This window comes from Pseudaestuariivita rosea, assembly GCF_017592335.1.
Classification (GTDB): Bacteria; Pseudomonadota; Alphaproteobacteria; order Rhodobacterales; family Rhodobacteraceae; genus Parasulfitobacter; species Parasulfitobacter rosea.
This window is the reverse complement of the sequence record NZ_JACNMP010000051.1, coordinates 1-17,209: the sequence shown is the minus strand read 5'-3', so window position 1 is coordinate 17,209 and position 17,209 is coordinate 1. Positions and strand designations below refer to the sequence as shown.

Annotated in this window: 16 protein-coding genes and 1 tRNA gene; 14 read left to right on the top strand and 3 right to left on the bottom strand. The window is 60.0% G+C overall.

Features of this window, described 5'->3' with window-relative positions; all coding sequences use genetic code 11:
* Nucleotides 1-32: 32 nt before the first annotated feature.
* Nucleotides 33-245: a hypothetical protein gene (locus H7848_RS18645; RefSeq protein ID WP_208354385.1), complete on the bottom strand. Its 213-nt coding sequence runs from the start codon at nt 243-245 to the stop codon at nt 33-35.
* 310 nt (nt 246-555) lie between these two features.
* On the opposite strand from H7848_RS18645, the gene H7848_RS18640 reads away from it, so the two are divergent.
* The 11 genes from H7848_RS18640 (at nt 556) to H7848_RS18590 (ending at nt 12,014) form a co-directional block, all read left to right on the top strand.
* The gene (locus H7848_RS18640; protein WP_208354383.1) at nt 556-903 is read left to right on the top strand and encodes a DUF4102 domain-containing protein; all 348 of its coding nucleotides are present in this window, start codon (nt 556-558) and stop codon (nt 901-903) included.
* 213 nt (nt 904-1,116) lie between these two features.
* Nucleotides 1,117-1,863 carry a tyrosine-type recombinase/integrase gene (locus H7848_RS18635; protein ID WP_208354381.1) on the top strand — a complete coding sequence of 249 codons (747 nt, stop codon included), beginning with the start codon at nt 1,117-1,119 and terminating at the stop codon, nt 1,861-1,863.
* Nucleotides 1,864-2,034: 171 nt separating this feature from the next.
* A complete protein-coding gene (locus H7848_RS18630; RefSeq protein WP_208354378.1) occupies nt 2,035-2,253 on the top strand; it encodes a helix-turn-helix transcriptional regulator in 219 nt (72 codons plus the stop codon).
* 174 nt (nt 2,254-2,427) lie between these two features.
* Nucleotides 2,428-4,821, top strand: a complete 2,394-nt coding sequence (locus H7848_RS18625; RefSeq protein ID WP_208354376.1) for a DNA primase family protein — start codon at nt 2,428-2,430, stop codon at nt 4,819-4,821.
* 570 nt (nt 4,822-5,391) lie between these two features.
* A complete protein-coding gene (locus H7848_RS18620; RefSeq protein ID WP_208354374.1) occupies nt 5,392-5,859 on the top strand; it encodes a recombinase family protein in 468 nt (155 codons plus the stop codon).
* A gap of 151 nt (nt 5,860-6,010) precedes the next feature.
* On the top strand, nt 6,011-6,544 hold the full coding sequence (locus H7848_RS18615) for a hypothetical protein (RefSeq protein WP_208354371.1): 534 nt from the start codon (nt 6,011-6,013) through the stop codon (nt 6,542-6,544).
* Between the two features lie 136 nt (nt 6,545-6,680).
* Nucleotides 6,681-7,214 (top strand): hypothetical protein, encoded by a 534-nt coding sequence (locus H7848_RS18610; protein ID WP_208354369.1) that lies wholly within the window; start codon nt 6,681-6,683, stop codon nt 7,212-7,214.
* A gap of 120 nt (nt 7,215-7,334) precedes the next feature.
* On the top strand, nt 7,335-8,087 hold the full coding sequence (locus tag H7848_RS18605) for a hypothetical protein (RefSeq protein WP_208354368.1): 753 nt from the start codon (nt 7,335-7,337) through the stop codon (nt 8,085-8,087).
* Nucleotides 8,087-8,467 (top strand): hypothetical protein, encoded by a 381-nt coding sequence (locus tag H7848_RS18600; RefSeq protein ID WP_208354366.1) that lies wholly within the window; start codon nt 8,087-8,089, stop codon nt 8,465-8,467. The genes H7848_RS18605 and H7848_RS18600 overlap by 1 nt, the downstream gene beginning before the upstream one ends.
* A gap of 218 nt (nt 8,468-8,685) precedes the next feature.
* Nucleotides 8,686-10,755: a type I restriction enzyme HsdR N-terminal domain-containing protein gene (locus H7848_RS18595; RefSeq protein ID WP_208354365.1), complete on the top strand. Its 2,070-nt coding sequence runs from the start codon at nt 8,686-8,688 to the stop codon at nt 10,753-10,755.
* Nucleotides 10,674-12,014: a type ISP restriction/modification enzyme gene (locus H7848_RS18590; protein WP_336512152.1), complete on the top strand. Its 1,341-nt coding sequence runs from the start codon at nt 10,674-10,676 to the stop codon at nt 12,012-12,014. Before H7848_RS18595 ends, H7848_RS18590 begins: the two co-directional genes overlap by 82 nt.
* A 215-nt stretch (nt 12,015-12,229) precedes the next feature.
* Here the strand turns inward: H7848_RS18590 and H7848_RS18585 are convergent.
* Together H7848_RS18585 and H7848_RS18580 are read right to left on the bottom strand one after the other, a co-directional pair.
* Nucleotides 12,230-12,304, bottom strand: a tRNA-Asn gene (locus H7848_RS18585).
* A gap of 64 nt (nt 12,305-12,368) precedes the next feature.
* A complete protein-coding gene (locus H7848_RS18580; RefSeq protein WP_208354363.1) occupies nt 12,369-13,274 on the bottom strand; it encodes an MBL fold metallo-hydrolase in 906 nt (301 codons plus the stop codon).
* Nucleotides 13,275-13,312: 38 nt separating this feature from the next.
* Between H7848_RS18580 and H7848_RS18575 the strand changes: the two genes are divergently transcribed.
* The 3 genes from H7848_RS18575 (at nt 13,313) to ctaA (ending at nt 16,772) form a co-directional block, all read left to right on the top strand.
* Nucleotides 13,313-14,626: an ATP-binding protein gene (locus H7848_RS18575; RefSeq protein ID WP_208354362.1), complete on the top strand. Its 1,314-nt coding sequence runs from the start codon at nt 13,313-13,315 to the stop codon at nt 14,624-14,626.
* Nucleotides 14,627-14,721: 95 nt separating this feature from the next.
* Nucleotides 14,722-15,555: an extracellular catalytic domain type 1 short-chain-length polyhydroxyalkanoate depolymerase gene (locus H7848_RS18570; RefSeq protein ID WP_208354360.1), complete on the top strand. Its 834-nt coding sequence runs from the start codon at nt 14,722-14,724 to the stop codon at nt 15,553-15,555.
* A gap of 77 nt (nt 15,556-15,632) precedes the next feature.
* A complete protein-coding gene (gene ctaA, locus H7848_RS18565; RefSeq protein WP_208354358.1) occupies nt 15,633-16,772 on the top strand; it encodes a heme A synthase in 1,140 nt (379 codons plus the stop codon).
* The last annotated feature ends 437 nt before the right edge of the window (nt 16,773-17,209 follow it).

The following is a 17,209-nucleotide window of genomic DNA, read 5'->3' as shown; positions in this document are numbered from 1 at the left end:
CGACGCAAAGATCCTGAAAATGAGAGAGGAGATCAAAAAGAAGACAATCCAAACACGTCGCTTGCAGCACCAATCAGCTGCCGCATAAACTCAAACTCAAACTCAAACTCAAACTCAAACTCAAACTCAAACTGAAACTCAAACTGAAACTGAAACTGAACCAGAAACTGAAACTCAAACTGAAACTGAAACTGAACCAGAAACTGAAACTGAAACTGAAACTGAAACTGAACCAGAGCCTCCACTACCAAACAGCCTCAGTTCTCCGAAAAACTCTGAAGACGGACACGTTGCAAAAACGCCAAATCCCCAACAGGCAAGACTTTATCAAATCTTTGATTTTATTGGGGAATTTTGGCTCCGGCGGTAGGGATCGAACCTACGACCAATTGATTAACAGTTCTATGGGCTAGACGGCTGGTGGGCGGCTAAGCTAGGCTAAGCCGAGCGAAAACAATGATTTGAGACGCATACCCACCCCCATAGACTGCTCCGCAAAGATACCTTGACCCCAAGGTAGCCTTACGCGAGCCTTACGCCAGACCGGAGGCACATATGACCAACTACCCAACCAAGGCCCGCCTGACAGACGCGATGGCCGCCAAGTTTCCCTTCCTGCCCAAGGGGCAGAAGCTGATCGCGGATGAGGTCGAACCGGGTCTTTATCTGAAGGTTGGCAAGACCGCCAAAAGCTGGGTCGTGCAGCGCGAATTGCGCGTGCTTGATGACAGTATGCGCAAGGCGCGCAAAACGGTGCGCCGGGCCTTCGCAGCGTTTCCCGAAACCGGCGTGAAGACCGCGCGTGAACAGGCCAAGGCAGAGATTGCCGCGATCCTGAGCGGCGATCTAGCCGCCGACAAATCGCGGGGCGTGATCCTGGGCGAGGCGTGGGGCCTCTACTGATCTGCGATAGAGCGCCAAGGCCGGAGCGTTGCGACAGTCGCGAGCTACCGGAATGCAGTCGAAGCCGACCACCTTCTGGGCATCTGGCATGACACGCCTTTGGAAGACTTGGCGACTGAGGCGGGGGCGCGAAAGGTCGCGGCCCGGCACGATGCGATTTCCGCGAAGCAGACGCACCCGCAGCATGGCGGCACCTACGCTGCGAACGGCGCGATGCGGACCCTCCGCGTGATCTATAACTGGGCGCTCGAACGCGGGCACGTCCGGCCAAACCCGGACGGATGGCACCCGACCCGGCAGGTGACGTATAACCCCGAGGAACAGAACGGCGACAAGAAGGCGATGGACCTGTCCGACCTTGCCGCGTGGTGGCAGGCATACCTTGCGATGGAAAATCGAGTGCGTGCTGAATTTCAGCTATTCCTGCTGTTGTCTGGCAGCCGGTCGGGGGCGATTGCGACGGCACGCTGGGAACACCTCGACGTGGCCGAGCGGCGGCTGCACATCCCGACGCCCAAAGGCGGCAAGGCCCGTGCCTATGACATTCCCCTGACGCGTCCGATGCTGGCCTGCCTTGCGCGCGCCCGCCGGGCTGCGAAGGTCTACCAGCCCGCCCTTGCGCGTGAATGGATATTCCCGGGCGATCCGTCGAAGGCCAAGCGCGGCACCGGAGATTTCGCCGGGCATATGTCGCTCTATGCGACCACCGAACCCAAATTGCCGTGTTCCGGCCACGGCTTGCGCCACACCTACCGGAACGCCTGCGAATGGGCCGTGGTGAGCGACAACCTGTCGAAAAAGCTGATGAACCATTCGCAGAAGGGCGACACCCACTCGGGCACCTACGGCAGCCGAACGGGCGTCTGGAACCAGCTTCTGCTGGCCCAAGAGCGCATAAGCACGGTGATGATGGAAAACCTTCGGCAACAAGAACCAGCATCTAGACGCAGCCCCGCTTAAGCCGGTATAACGATGCCGTTGACATCTTAACCGGCGGGCCACGGCACAACGGTCGCTATAAATCCCCACGAGGGGAGCCTTGCCTTCGGGCGGGTGCGGCTAGGCCCCACGTCGCGGACGCTAAGGACCAGCCGCGAGCCTCTATTGCCCCGAAATGGGGCAGGAGGCTCTATGGACGATCCTGTTGCATTCGCAAAGCTCGTGGCGAAGGAAATGGCCGATGGCTATGCCACTGGCCGATATGCGCCACCCCCTGAATACCTGAACACGGCCCACGCCGCCGCATTCCTCGGGCTGACGCCTGCTGGAATGGAGACGATGCGCAAGGAAGGGCGTGGCCCTGCCTTTATCCGCGCCTCGGGCAAGCTCGTGCGCTACCGATCTGCGTGACTGGATGGCCCAGCACCGCGTCGAGCCGGGCGAGGTGTCGGAATGAGTGGGCCGGAGAACGAAAGCACCCCCTGCGCTGGGCAGCGGGCCGGGGGCGCAGAGGACAGGAACCATCATCATCACCCTGACAGCGCGAGTATACCGCCGGGTGATGATCGAGGCGACGAAAAAGGCTTGTCGCCGGACACCGGCGCGGCGCTCGACTTCCTTGACCATTGGTGCGGGGACGGGCCGCGCGTCCTGACCGCGATCCCGCCGGATGTCGGCAAGACCACCACGGCGACGTTTGGCGCCGGTGACCGCGACCGCATGGCAGAGTGGATCGACGAGCGGCAGGGTCGCCAGAACATCTACTTTACCGTGAACAGCGTGTTCGGTCCGGTGAGCAGCAAGCCCAAGAAATCCGACATTGGGGCTGCGATTGCGCTGCACGTCGATGTTGACCCGCGCGCGGGGGAACCGCTGGCTGCCGAGCGTGAGCGGGCAGAAAGGGTTCTGCGCGGATACGATCCCGCGCCCAGCTTGATCGTTGACAGTGGCGGGGGATACCAGGGCTTCTTTCTGTTCGATGCGCCTGTGGTGCTGGAGGGCGAACGCAGCGATGAAACGCGGCACCTGCAGGTCGAAGATCGAAACCGGCGCATCGAGGTCGCGCTTGGCGGTGATGATTGCCACAACATCGACCGGATTATGAGGCTGCCGGGCACGGTGAATGTGCCGGGCGAGAAGAAGCGCAAGAAGGGGCGGACGCCGCGCGTGGCGCGCGTGATCTTCGCGGATTGGTCCTTGCGCTACTGGCTGGCCGATTTCGCGCCGCTTGCGAAGGCGGCGACGGCGACTGCCAAGACCGGGCCTGTCCGGGCCGTGTCGGCGGTTGCCGATGTGGACGTGTCGGCCTTGCCGGTGTCCGACCCGGTGAAGGCGTTGATCGTGACCGGCGACGATCCCGATGACCCGGGCCGCTGGGAAGACCGATCCCGCCTCGTGCTCTATGTGCTGTGCGAGATGATCCGCGCAGGGGTGTCTGACGCTGAAATGAAGGCAGTGATCCTCGACCCGGATTTTGCCGTAAGCGCGCACGTCTTGGAGCAGAAGGGCGCGGACCGCTATGCCGACCGCCAGATCGCCCGTGCCCACGAGGAGCAACCCGCGCCGGGTCCTATCCTCCGGCCCCTGCCAATGGATCTTGCGCGGGCCTGCCGTGATGTCTTGCGGCCGAACCTGCGGCACCATTTGCAGGAGTTCCTTGACTGGGACGGCGCGGCCTATGTCGGTGTGGCCGACGACACGGTGCGGTCGGAAGTCTGGCGGTTCCTTGAGACCTGCCGCGTCGAAAACGACGATGGCAAGGTAAAGTCGCTTGTGCCAACTAGCGCAACGGTATCGGGCGCAATCGACGCACTGCGCGGAGTGGCGCACCTGCAGCCGTCGCGCGAGGAACCGCCGCTTTGGCTGGACGGGCGGTCCGGCCCCGATCCGATGGAGCTCTTGCCGACCCGTTCGGGCCTGTTGCACCTGCCCACGGGGGACCTCTTGCCAGCCACGCCGGACCTGTTTACGCGCAACGCGCTCGACTTCGCACACGATCCCGACGCGCCGCCGCCCGAACGGTGGCTGCGGTTCCTGCGCGAAGTCTGGCCCGGTGATGATGAAGCCGACTGCATTGCCGCATTGCAGGAATTTATGGGATACTTGCTGACCCCCGACACCAGCTTGCAGAAGGCCCTGCTGATCCCCGGCCCGAAGCGGTCGGGCAAGGGGACCATCGGCCACATTATGGGCAAGCTGGTCGGTGAGGCAAATACCGTGGCCCCGTCCCTGAACAGCTTCGGGCGCAGCGACTTCGGGCTTGAGCCGCTCTTGGCGAAGCAGCTTGCCATCGTGTCGGATATGCGCCTAAGCGGTCGCACCGATGAGGCGGCGGTGGCGGAAAACCTGCTGCGGATTACGGGCGAAGACCGCGTGAGCGTGAACCGCAAGCATCGCCACGCTGTCGAGGTGACGCTGCGGACGCGGTTTGTCGTGATGACGAATGAGGTGCCAAAGTTCGCGGACAGGTCGGGTGCGCTGGTTTCGCGTTTCGTCGTGTTGCCGATGCGGCAGAGCTTCTATGGACGCGAAGACCCCGACCTAAAGCGAAACCTTGCCGCCGAATTGCCCGGCATCCTTCTGTGGGCCGTCGATGGCTGGCGCCGCGTTAGGGCGACGCACCGGATTACCCAGCCCGAGGCGGGGCGCGACGTTGCCTTGCAGATGACGGACCTCTCGTCGCCCATCCCGGCCTTCGTGCGCGAATGGTGCGAGATCGGCGGCGACCTCTGGGTGGCAAAGGATCGGCTGTTCGCGGCCTTCCGAGAATGGCACCGGGAGCATATGGGACAGGACTATGTCGGCAAGGCCAACATCTTCGCGCAGGACCTCTATTCCGCGACCGACCAAGCCGTGAGGCCCTACCGGCCCCGCGATCCGCACGACCCGACCGGAAAGCGGCGGATTGAGGCATATGGTGGCATTGCCCTGCGGTCCGGGTTCGACGCGCGGCCCAGGTCGGACGATCCGCCGTTCTAGGCCGGTCGGGGTTCGGGTCGGGGTTCGCCCCGGCCCCTTGCCCAAAATAACAGGGGCTTAGCTGTCCCGGTCGGGGCGGTCGGGGTTTCCGCCTATTGTGTGTTCTGGTTTGTCCCTATCTCTCTTTTTCCTTCGCTCTGCGGGATATGTTGAGACTAACCCCGACCGCCCCGACCGGATGAAAGAAACCGTTGCCGCTATGGGCGTTAGCGGAATGGCAGCCCCGACCGAACCCCGACCGCGCCGCGCCGTCTGAATCCGGGGCCGCGAAGCCGAAAACACCGAAACCCGCGTTGTGCGCCGCTCCTAAAAGGCCACGCCCGATCCCGCGCCCCGCCGGGCTGGTATTGGTGTTGCGGTCCGCGATCCGCCGCGCCGATCCCCTTTGCCTGATCTTGCTGGGCAATGGCCACCCCGCAAGGGTCGCACGATCTGACCGCCTGAAAGCCCATATTCGCAGGCGTTTATCCCCGCCCTGACAGCCACCCCCGGACCGACCGGCACAGGGTGCTTTCGGATAGACGACCCAACTGTGTTCGCGGTATGTTCTGCCTATGGTTGAGCGAAGAAATGGAGCAACAACAATGGACTGTCCGAAAGCACCCCCGCGCCGCGATCTATGCCCGGGTATCGACCGGCGAACAGACGCCCGAAAACCAGCTTATCCGCCTGCGAGAGGTGGCAGGGCGCGCGGGCTGGGCGGTTGTGTGCGAATATGTCGAGACGGCATCCGGGGCCAAGCGCGCGCGCCCGGCGCTGGACGCGATGGTGAAGGACGCCGCGCGCCGCCGGTTCGACGTGGTGATGGCATGGGATGTGTCGCGCCTCGGGCGATCCCTGCGCGATCTGGTGGACCTGTTCGAGACGCTGCGCAGCGTCGGTTGCGACCTCTTTCTGGAACAGCAGGCGCTCGACACCTCGACACCGGCGGGCCGCGCCCTGTTGCAGATGTCGGGCGTGTTTGCCGAGTTTGAGCGCGCGATGATCGTGGAGCGCACGAAAGCCGGAATGGCGCGTGCCCGGGCGAATGGAAAATAGATCGGTCGCGCCCCGGCCTCTGACGCGCTGATCGACGCGATCCGCGCCCTGCGCGCGGACGGGATGGGAATGGACCGGATCGCGCGCAACCTGAAATGCGGCAAGGGCCTGAGCCAGAGGGTTTGCCAAGAGTTCGACAAGGAGATGGCAGATGGATGAAGACAGGTTTGACGCGGTGGCGCGCCGGGTGTCGGACGGCACCCCCGGCGGTCCTGCCTACCGGATCGGCAAGCGCGGATTGAAGATCGTGGAGGAACTTGCCGCGCGCGGCGTTGCAGAGGCGACGATGGCCAAGGCCCTGCGGATGGGCAAGGATGCCTTCCGCGCTGCGAAGCGGCGCGATCCTGCGGTGCAGGAGGCCATCGACCGGGGCCGCGCGACCGAACACGACAAGCTCGTGGGCGTCCTGCACGATCTGGCGATGGCGGGCCAGTATGTCCCGGCGATGTTCCTTTTGAAGACCCGGCACGGATACCGCGAAGGCGAGCAGGTCGGGGTGAACGTGAACATCGACACCAGCGGCGTTCTGGTGGTGCCGAACAAGATGACAATGGAGGAGTTTCTTGAGGCGCAGCGGCAGGCGGGCCTGTATGACAGCCCGATCCGGCCCGACACCGTGGAGCGCATCCCGGGCCAGCGGACAATCGAGGCGGTGATGGACCTTGAGACCAAACGGGGCGACTAGCCGTGCCGATCCGCACGAAAATGTCCGTATCTGTTGGCATCCGCCCTTACCATACGCTAAATGACATTTGGATTGAGGCAAGGCCATGGGCGGTGCCTGTGGTACCCTTAGCAATTTCCTTGTGGGCGGCGGATAAATGGAATTGCTGGAAACGATCTTTGAGTTTGTGAAGGGAAACATCGTCGCATCCTATGGTGCGGCTGTTGGCACAATTGCTCTTGTGCTGAACTATATGAGATATCGACACGCTGTTTCGGGCACAAAGGTGAGGCTCAAAGTCGAGATAGTGATTGAGAAGAGCCGTGAAGCATTTGCGGAACGGATCGAGAAAATGAAACATGACGCGCCTGAATATATGCAAAAGTCCCATACCAGCGAGATAACCCATAAGGTTAAGGTGAGGAACGTGGGTAATGTGGCTGTTAATCTCCAAGATGTTTGGCTTGAAACAAAAGATGGTCGCGTAGACGGAACAATCGCGGGACATAACTCGACAATTTACCAAGCTGTGTCTCAAGGCGGTGAAATCGAATTGCCAGCGCGAACTTCGAAGTCCTTTTCGTGTTTTTCGAAAGTACCGGATGGATATTTGGTTCCGGTGAGGGCGTGTGTTGTCGATGCTACGGGCAAGAAATGGCGTTCGCGTCGTTCTTGGTTTGGGGGCAAATAGCAACAACGAATACCGCTCTGCCGCCCCCACGGCACGCGCTATAGTTGCGCATCCGGGGCGATGGCGACCCTGACAGCGCAGTGGCAGCGCGTCGGCCCCTAAATTTGAGAGGACCGACCGATGACCGCAACGCTTTCCCCCGACGACACGCCCCCGACCTTGCCTGCCGCCGGGACGCTCTATGGACTGCCCGAACTGGCCGAGGCCGTCGCCACCGCGATCCGGCTTGAAGAAAAGCACCGGGCGATGATCGACCGGCTTGAGGCGGCGATCTTGAAGCAGGGGCAGGACGCCGCCGACAGCGCGCGCCGCGCGGGGTTCGGCAAGCTCGACGCCCAGAACGCCGGAACCAAGATGGCCGCGAAGGCCCGCAATGATGTGCGCGCCGCGTCGGATGATGACCGCTGGGCGATCCTGCGCCAGCTCGACGCACTGGCCTCGGGCCTGTCTGCCTCGGATGCGCTCTGGGCTTCGCCGGTGGTCGCTCTGGCCCGCGCCGGGATGGGCAGCGACAAGCGCACGAACCATATGGCGCAGCTTTCGGGCGCTGGCCCGGCGGAATTGCGCACGGCGGCTGCGCTGGCCGCCGCCACGCTGGATCAGGTCTTGGGGGCCAGTGTCACGGCGCTGCTGGACCGGATGCCCGCAAAGCAGCGGATCGTGTCGCCGCAGGAACTGGCCGACCGGCTGATCGGTGACGATGTGCGGCAGGCCCGCGCGGCCATCGCGGCGGTGAAGCAGGCGCACCAGCGCGCCTTGAACGCTGACCGCGAGTTCGCTTCGGGCCGCCGCAACGCCACGGCCCGGATCGCATCGGCTCTGGCCGACCGGGATGCGGCGAAGAACGCAGGCGCGGCGGTGGAGGCGGGGTGATGGATCTGGTCTGGTCGCAGCGGATCGCAGAGGCATACCCGACCCTGTTCCCGCGCCGCCTTCGGCAGGCCCATATGGCGCTGGTCTCCTGGGCCGAGGAGGCCAACCCTGACGGTTGGCCCACACCCTCGGACGTGGAACGCTTCGCGCGGCTCTACGGTGTGCCACGCGGCCCCCTCGGGGCCTTGGTGGGGATGCTGTCGCGCCAGCCGGTGAATGACCGGCGGGTGGTAGTCTGGGTCGATGCCGTGCGCGATCCCGACGCCGCCACGCCGCACCTGATCCGCCAGCACGACCACAAGGTGGTCCGGGCCTTCGGTTGGTTCTGCGCCACGACCGATCTGGGCTGGCTGAAACTGCGCGCGCCGGTCCTGCATTGACCCTCTGAAGGAACGGCGGCGGGGTGGCGATCTGCGGTTCGTGCCGCCCCCAAGAATTCTCGCCCGTGCGCGTGGCATTCGATACGCCCCCTTCGGGGTGCCCGCATAGGGCGATCTGTGATTCCCTTGGGCGCAACTGTCTGCTATTGCTGAGCAAACAAGAATCCGGGCAGGAGCAGTAAATGGATATTGGTGATCTCGAAGTTTTCGCAGATGCGTTGAAGGCGAAATTCGCACTACCCGGGGCCGCTTCGCCCGAAGACCAGTTGAAGCCCGAGGTTGCGGCGCTCTTTGTCGCCACTGGCGCGAAATACGGGCTGACCGTTGAAACCCGAACAGAAACGCATTTGTCCGAACACAAGGTCCGACCCGACATTGCGATCTATGTCGGGGGCCTGATCTGCGGATATATCGAATTGAAAGCGCCCGGCCTTGGGGCGGATGCGCCGAAACTGAAAGGCGACCACAACAAGAAGCAATGGGCCAAGCTGAAAGGCCTGCCCAACCTGATCTATACCGATGGCCGGGAATGGTCGCTCTACCGATCCGGCGAACGCCCGGACGGCCAGCCCATCGTGCGGCTGACGGATGACCCGACCGACAAGGGCAAGGCCGCGACCGGCAAGGAGGATGCCGAGGCGCTGGATCGCCTATTCCGCGACTTTCTGGGCTGGCAGCCGAATGTGCCGCACACGCCTTCGGGCCTCGCCAAATACCTCGCCCCGCTGAGCCGTTTCCTGCGGTCTGAGGTAGAAAATGCGCTGGGCCTGCCCGGCTCTGCTGTTGGGCTTCTGGCCGGGGAATGGCGGCGGTTCTTTTTCCCTGATTCCGACGATGCCAAATTTGCGGACGCCTACGCCCAGACCGTGACCTACGCGATGCTGCTGGCGCGGCTGTCCGGTGCGCCCAAGCTCGACCCGACCGAGGCAGCCAAGACGCTCGACAAGAACAACGGCTTGCTGGCGCAGACACTGAAACTGCTTGGCCATGATGATGCGCGCAAGGAATTGGCTGTCGGATTTGAGATGCTGCAACGCTCGCTCGAAGCGCTCGACCCGCACGACTTCCTGAAATCGAAGCCCGACCTCTGGCTGTATTTCTATGAGGACTTCCTTGCCGCGTATGACCCCAAGCTGCGCAAGGATTATGGCGTCTATTATACCCCGCGCGAGGTGGTGGAATTGCAGGTTCGGCTGGCCTCCGAACTTTTGGAAAAGCGGTTCGGCAAGAAGCTGGGCTTTGCCGATGATGGCGTGGTGTTCCTTGATCCCGCCGTGGGCACCGGCACCTATCCCGTCGCGGCGGTGAAGCACGGGCTGGAAAAGGTGCGCAAGCGATCCGGCCCCGGCGCGGTGCCCGCCCGCGCGCGCCAGATGGCCGAGAACATGCACGGGTTCGAGGTGCTGGTTGGCCCCTATGCCGTTGCCCATCTGCGGCTGACGCAGGCGCTGGAAGGCGCGATGAACGACGCCAAGGCGGCGGCGGGCGAGCCCGAGGAAAAACTGGACAAGCGGCTGAACATTTATCTGGCCGACACGCTGGAAAGCCCGAACGCGGCTCCGCCCGGCGGGCTGACGCTGACCTACCGCGCGCTAACCCAGGAACACGAGGCCGCGCGCAAGGTGAAGCAGGGCGGGGATATTCTCGTGTGCCTCGGCAATCCGCCTTATGATCGGCAACAGATTGAATTTGACGACACTACCACGAAGCGCAAAGGCGGCTGGGTCAGGTTTGGCGACCAGATCGAAGGTGGCGCGAAACAGGAAGAGCAGGGCGAACGCCCGATCTTTCGGGACTTTACCGAACCGGCGAGCGATGCTGGGGCGGGAGTGCACCTGAAAAATCTTTATAACGACTATGTCTATTTCTGGCGCTGGGCGCTCTGGCGTCTGTTCGAGCAACAGAATTGCGGTGGCGTCGTGACGTTTATTACCGCGTCGAGCTATCTGGCAGGACTGGGCTTCATCGGTGTGCGCGAGATGATGCGGCGCACCTTTGATGAGCTTTGGATAATCGACCTTGGTGGCGACAACATTGGCACTCGCAAGACGCCCAACGTGTTTAATATCCTGACGCCGGTTGCCATCGCCATTGGCGTCCGGGCGGCAAAGCCTTCGCCCAATAAACCCGCGAAGGTGCATTATGCGAAGATCGAAGGCGCTGACCGGGACGACAAACTGAGCCTATCGCCAATTTCTCAGACCTTGTGTGGCGAGAATGCGCAGATGGCTGGCACGCACCTTTCCTTCCTGCTGGAAAAGGCGATTACTTCGCTTGGCCAAGACTGATTGATCTATTTCCTTTTCAGCGGAGCGGTTCAATGTTCGGCAGGGCATGGCCCGTAGCCGAGAATGAGACGACACTAGAAAAAAGATGGGATCGCCTTATTGCAACGCCAGCCTCCGAAAAGCCAAAAGCATTTCACAATAATAACTACCGGAAAGTCGAACGTGCATATCCACACCATTCCTCGCGCTTGGCACTTCCTGCAATTTCTGGTCTGACCAGGAAAGACCCCAAGCCTGAAATACGACAATATATGTGGCGCTTTTTAGATCGCCATTTCGCGTTTGAGGACAACCGCGTAAACGATCGAATGGGTGGCCTTCTTTGGGACTTGGTTTCGGAACATCAGGTGTTCCTGATGACTATGAGTACCAAAGTTATCGGTTTCGGCGCTGGCCTTTGCGTTGGTGCCGCCGTCCCTGATAAGGATGCCTTCTGTGGACGCGGCGGCAAGGACGTGATCCCCCTCTACCGGGACACCGCCGGAACCGAACCGAACGTGACCGCCGGTCTGCTCGATGCCCTTGGCGCGGAATACGGCACCATGCCATATGCCGAGGACCTTGCGGCCTATGTCTATGCCCTGATGGGCGGGCAATCCTATACCCGGCGCTTTTGGAATGAGCTTGAAACCCCCGGCCCGCGCGTCCCGCTGACCAAAGACGGCAAGACCTTTGCCGAGGCGGCGAAGCTGGGCCGCAAACTGATCTGGCTGCATACCTATGCCGAACGGTTCCGGGGCAAGGATCGCGGCGATGAGGTGCCGCAGGGCAAGGCCACCACGATAAAGGGCGTGTCCGCCGATCCGGCGCATTACCCGGTCGAATACGCCTATGACGACGCCAAGTGCGAGATCGTCGTGGGGGATGGCCGGTTCGGTCCCGTGTCGCCGCAGGTTTGGGAGTTCGAGGTATCGGGCTTGAAGGTCGTGCAGTCGTGGCTGGGCTACCGGATGAAGAAGCGGGCGGGCAAGAAATCCTCGCCCCTCGATGAAATCCGCCCGGAACGCTGGACCGCGCGGATGAGCGACGAATTGCTGGAACTGCTGTGGGTGCTGGAAGCGACCCTTGCGATGGAGCCGGAGCTTGAAGCCGCAATCGACAAGGTCGTGGCCGGTCCCTGCTTCGCCGCCGCCGATCTGCCCACGCCCACGCCCGAGGAACGTAAGGCCCCGAGTAAGGTTGCCGTGGCCGGGGACCAGTTGGATATGTTCGGGGACGACGATGACGCGGGCGACGACGATGACGGCGACGACGATTGATCGTGAGACAGGCCCAGTCGGGCCTGTTTTTCCTACTGCTGTGGGTGTCGCTGGGATTTGTGTTTGATTCTGGGGGTTTGCACGCGCGATTCCGTTTGGGCGGGCCGGTCTAAAAATATGCGTCTAGCCTTACGCGCGCCTTACTTTTCCGCCTTACGCGAGAAGTTTCGGGAATAAAAAAGCCCTCTAAGGCTTTGACCTTAAAGGGCTTATTTTGGCTCCGGCGGTAGGGATCGAACCTACGACCAATTGATTAACAGTCAACTGCTCTACCGCTGAGCTACGCCGGAATCTGGCGTGTGATATAGCAATGCATATCATCGCCGTCCAGAGCGATTTCATGAAAAAACATAATTATTGATCGATATGATCCAGCAGCCGAAAGCGGCCGTTTATGGACAAAAGACCATCTGTGCAAATGATATTTTTCTGTTCCAGATCAACCAGATGCGCCAGAACATTACGATAAGCCGCCGGTCGTAAAACAGCAGGCGTATCTTTATAGATCGCGGCGGTCAGCTCACTGGCCGTTGCGTCACCCTTCTGCAGTTCGTTCAGAATCTGGGTCTCACGGGCTTTTCTATGTTGGATCAGATCGCCAAGGCGCACATGTGGGGCGGTGATAGGATCACCGTGCCCAGGGTAATAAACATCAGCAGCTATACGAAGTAGCTTATCGCAAGACGCCATAAACTGTGTCAAATCACCGTCCGGAGGCGAAATCAGTGATGTCGCCCACCCCATCACATGATCGCCAGTAAAAATAGCATTTTCCCATTGAAAGCACATATGATTTCCCAGATGTCCTGGCGTCCAGATGGCTGTGATAGCACCGGCAGGTGTGCCAATGACCTGACCATCTTTCAGGGTCTGGGTCGGTTGAAAACCAGTATCAATGCCTTCGCCCCCATCAATCTGACCACTTTGGGCCAGCTTTTGCATAACGGGACTGCGTCCGGCTTCGGCATCTCCGAACGCCAATATCGGGGCGCTTGTCTTGGCTGCCAGATGTGCCGCAAGGGATGAGTGGTCAATGTGGGAATGTGTTACCAGAATATGACTGATCCGATTGCCGTTGGGTACAGCATTCAAGATGGCATGCAGATGGTCTAACTGGACAGGCCCCGGGTCGATGACCACAATGTCCTTATGACCAAGCAGATACGTCATCGTGCCGGTATATGTCATGGGCGAAGGGTTGGGTGCCCGGATCGCGCGCAGCCCGTCCTGCAACGCAGTGATCACGTTATCTTTTGTCATGGCTTTCCTCTTGCCATTCCCATGGCTAGGGTGATGCCATGTTGTTCGGTTGGATGAAACCCTATCTGCCCCGCAGTCTTTATGGCCGGGCTGCGCTGATCCTGATCCTGCCGGTGATCGTTCTGCAGGTCGCCGTGTCCATCGCATTTATTCAGCGACATTTCGAAGATGTCACATTCCAGATGACACGGAATATTGGGTTGGAAATCGATTACCTGTTTCAAGAGGTACAGAGCGCGGAAACACTGACAGACGCTCAGGCAATTGCTCAGGAATTGGCGGGGCCACTGGCGTTAGGCGTGCGTTTCGGCGCTGAACCTTTGATCAATAGTCGGATGTGGTACGATTTTTCCGGCCTGACCGTGATTGCCACATTGCGGCGTAATCGACCCGAGATCGGGATGATTGATCTGGCCAGTCAGAACCGCCGTGTCTTTCTTGAGATGACGACGCGGCATGGCGTTATGCAGGTCAGTTTTGATCGGCGGCGTGTTTCTGCATCAAACCCGCATCAGTTACTGGTCATTCTGGTGTTCACCGGCTTGTTGATGACCGTTATCGCCTTTATCTTTTTGCGTAATCAGCTTCGTCCGATCAAACGGCTTGCCGATGCGGCTTCAGCCTTTGGGAAGGGCCGTCTTGTGGCCTATAAACCTTCGGGCGCGTCAGAGGTTCGTGCAGCAGGGAATGCCTTTCTGGACATGCGCGCGCGGATAGAAAGACAGATTGAACAGCGTACGATGATGTTGTCAGGGGTCAGTCATGATTTACGCACGCCTCTGACGCGGCTAAAGCTGGGTCTTTCGATGATAGAAGATCCAGAAGTCGAGGCATTGAAGCGCGATGTTGCCGATATGCAGCGGATGCTGGACGAATTTCTAAACTTCGCGCGGGGCGATGCCGCTGATGAACTAGAGGACACAGACCCGGTCGCATTGACCCGCAGTGCAGTTGATGATGCGGCGCGATCCGGATCGAATGTGACCCTGAAAGCGGCCGAGGGGCAGGGCAGCATCATGGTGCGCCCCGTCTCGATCAGGCGGGCGGTCGACAATCTGATCGGCAATGCCGTTCGCTATGGCACCAAGGCCCGGGTTTCGGTCGCAGTGCTTGAAAACGCTGTCAGAATCACGGTTGAAGACGATGGTCCAGGCATTCCTGCTGTTGAGCGGGAAGAAGCAATAAAGCCCTTTACCCGGCTTGAACCGGGCCGCAATCAGAACAAGGGCTCCGGTGTTGGCTTGGGTCTATCGATTGCCAACGACGTGGCGCGTGCGCATGGCGGTACTTTGCGTTTAGGCGAAAGTCAGGAATTAGGCGGTTTGAAAGCCGATCTTGTTTTGGCGCGATAGGCGAAAACAAGCCCCTTTTCATCCAAGAAAATGCTGCGGTTGCAAAAAGGTGATCGCATCTTTGTTATGGCCATAAAGATATAAAAGCAGGTTCCATGACCCTTCAGAAAATCGATCGCTTTGACGACGATGAACACCGCTCGGATCTGGGTGTTCTGTCTTACAAGCTGTTCACACCCGCGTATCGGCCGAAGCGGCCACCGCTATTGATCATGTTGCACGGTTGTCGCCAGACACCGGGTGACTTTGCCACAGGCACGGAAATGAATGATCATGCTGCTGCCAAAGGGGTCATCGTGGCCTATCCCAGGCAACGGATGATGTCGAACCTCAACCGGTGCTGGAACTGGTTTGAACCAAGGCACCAAACGGGTCTGGGCGAGGCCGGGCAGATCATGGGTCTTGTTAACCACCTGATTTCCAGTGAAAATTGCCATCCTCGTCGCGTTTATCTGGCGGGTTTGTCTGCGGGCGCGTCGATGGTTGCGATCCTGTGTCGGCTGTATCCGCGCCGATTTGCAGCGGCTGGCGTGCATTCGGGCGTGCCAGCGGGGGCGGCGGATACACTGTCGACGGCGATCACTGCTATGAAAGAAGGCAACCTGGGGCATATCGGACCTGGTCGGGTGCCGATGATCGTTTTTCAGGGGGCAAAGGATCGGGTCGTTTCGCAGGCAAACGCCAGTCGTTTGGCGGGTTTGGGCAGGTGGCGACCTTGGCCCCTGAAACGCCAGAGCGTTTTTGCGGCCGGTGGATTGGACTGCACCAGAACACGTATCGCCAGGGGGATTTTCAATGCAAAATCAGAGCATTGGCTGATCGATGACTTGGATCACGCATGGTCTGGGGGCGAAACTGCGGGCAGCTATACCTCAAAATATGGTCCCAATGCCTCGGCCGAGATGATGCGGTTCTTTCTGCGGCATTAAGCCCGCGACATGGTGGCATTGCGGGTTGAAGACGCGGCGCTTCGGCTCTAGCTTCCGCGGAAAATGACGGAAGAGCCATGACGCAGAAACGCAGCATTTTTGAAGACGTCGGATCGGATCATCAGCGTGAAACAACGCCTAAGACAGGGTTGATTGACACATCCCGTCAGGGCGCGCGCAGGGCGATCCGCATCTGGCTGATGGGTCTTTTTTCCTTAGTTGTCATAATGATAGCGGTTGGTGGGCTGACGCGACTGACGGACTCGGGGCTATCGATCACCGAATGGCAGCCGGTGACCGGCGCGCTGCCCCCGATGAGCGCAGAGGCCTGGGATTCCGAGTTCGAAAAGTACCGTGCCATACCGGAATATCAGTTACAGAACCGCGGTATGACGATGGCTGAGTTCAAGGTGATCTATTGGTGGGAATGGGGGCACCGCCAACTGGGGCGGTTTATCGGATTGGTCTGGGGCATCGGTTTTCTTTTCTTCTTTGTTTCCAAGAAGATACCAACTGGATGGACGGGGCGATTGTTATTGCTGGGGGGGCTTGGCGGTTTACAGGGGGCGATTGGCTGGTGGATGGTTTCCAGCGGATTAAGGCCCGGAATGCTGGACGTGGCTTCCTATCGGTTAGCGATCCACCTGGGCTTAGCCTTTGTAATCCTTGGATTAATTGCCTGGTATGTGTTCAAGCTGAACCGGACCGAGGCTGAATTGTTGCAAGCGCGGCGGGGCGCCGAGCTAAAGCTGTTTGGCATGGGCACCGGGTTGATGCATTTTGCGATGCTGCAGATCCTGATCGGGGCGCTGGTGGCGGGTATTGATGCGGGGCGGAATTACATCGACTGGCCACTGATGGCGGGCGGGTTTTTGCCCCCGGATCCGTTTCAGCTGACCCCCCTTTGGCGGAACTTTTTTGAGGACGACGGGCTGGTGCAGTTCATGCATCGGATGGCGGGATATCTGTTATTTATCTATGGTTTAGTCGTTTGGCTGAAAGCCCGCAAAAGCGGGAATGTGCAGACGCGTTTTGCCTTTAACGCGGTCATGGCGATGATGTTTATTCAGATGGTTCTTGGCATCGTGACGGTGATGTATTCGGCGCCCTGGCAGATCGCGATTGTGCATCAGTTCGGGGCTGTGGTGCTGTGGGTTCTGATCCTGCGGGCGCGTTTTCTGGCACGGTACCCGCTGGCGCAGTCGGTGCGGGCTTAGATGGTTGAAAACAAAGGAGTTCTCCTGAGATTCTGTAGCATGTCGCCGGACCATTACGAATTCGACGCAACTTCGCAAAAGTGAACGCGGTGTGCGGTGTGAATTTGGGCTCAAAATAAATGTGTAATTTGCACATTTTTGGTGGTTTTGGGTGAGACGGCGAATGCGTTTGTTACAAATCGTACGTTTCGTACGCAGATTTTGTACGATTCCCGGACGTACAAAACAGGCTGTCAACGCGCGCTGAGGTGTCGGGCTTTGGTAACGTTCTGCACGTGTTAACCATTTTTGACGGGCGTTAGGGAGATGTTAGAGCGTGATGAAATCGACCTGAATCAAGGGGGATTCACATAGGCTTATTTTGCTGATTCACTGTCGCCGACCACAAGATGGAGGGCGAGCAGTGGGTAAGGCACTTTCGATGGACCTTCGGGAGA